Consider the following 975-nt stretch of genomic DNA (forward strand, 5'->3'; position numbering starts at 1 on the left):
TAACAATATTGATATTATCATTTAGCTTTGAATTATCAGTTGTACCCTTTTTTTCAAAATCTCTACTTGGCCGAACTAAAGGTTTACCACCTAAAAAGACAATAATTTCTTCCATTGTTCGAGCATTCTTAAATTTTTTACCGTCCTTTGGACTAAGCGTAAATCGATTAACATTAATTTTTGAATCTGTATATTCAGTACATAACCACCAACGATATGCATCTCTACCATTGCTGAACCTCTCTTTATAATTGAGATAAGTATCGCAATTTGGATTATTTTTTGGACACACTTGTCCTTGTAATTTCGACCATGAAGGATCATTTGTAGCTTCAACTATTTTACCAAATCCTGTTGGACCATCATGATGTGCTACATAGCCAACTTTTGCGAGATCCCCTGGTTCAAGGCTATCAATTTTACTATATATTTTCTTAACAATATTTATATTTGCTCTTGCATATGCGGCAGCAGAATCTACAGAAAATGTAGGGTCAGTCCCAAGTGCTTTTAATTTTGCTTTATCTGTATTCGAAATTAATTTAAGTGCCATGTTCTCTTTAAAATTAGAGATTAATTTTTTCTTAATAACATATTGTTGGAGTAAGGTGTCTTTATAAGTAGAAACTGTACATATCTCATACCAAGTTCCGCTTAAAAACTGGGTCAAACCTACTGCTGATGATGTCGAAGCTTGTGCTTGAGGATTCCATTCTTGGCTACCTTTTTTTGTTCCTGCTTCCGCATTAATTTTTGCAGCCAAGGCTTGTGGCGCTAAATTATATTTTTTTGCCGCGTCGATAATTATTTTTCGATATTTTTCATTATCTGGATGTAAATATAAATTTTCTTCTGAGTACACTGGAGCTACTGTAACCGCAGGTAGCCCTCCTTCTATTCTTGTCTCAGATGCTCCAGATGCTCCAGATGCTCCAGATGCTCCAGATGCTCCAGATGCTCCAGATGCTCCAGATG

The 975-nt window shown here is 35.6% G+C and carries 1 pseudogene; it reads right to left on the reverse strand.

Annotation, left to right across the window (positions count from 1 at the left end):
• Positions 1-975: pseudogene (locus tag HUN22_RS17300) on the reverse strand (peptidoglycan DD-metalloendopeptidase family protein); the annotation flags it as partial.

Origin of the sequence: Acinetobacter lactucae (assembly GCF_013344765.1) — a bacterium.
Lineage (GTDB): Bacteria > Pseudomonadota > Gammaproteobacteria > Pseudomonadales > Moraxellaceae > Acinetobacter > Acinetobacter lactucae_A.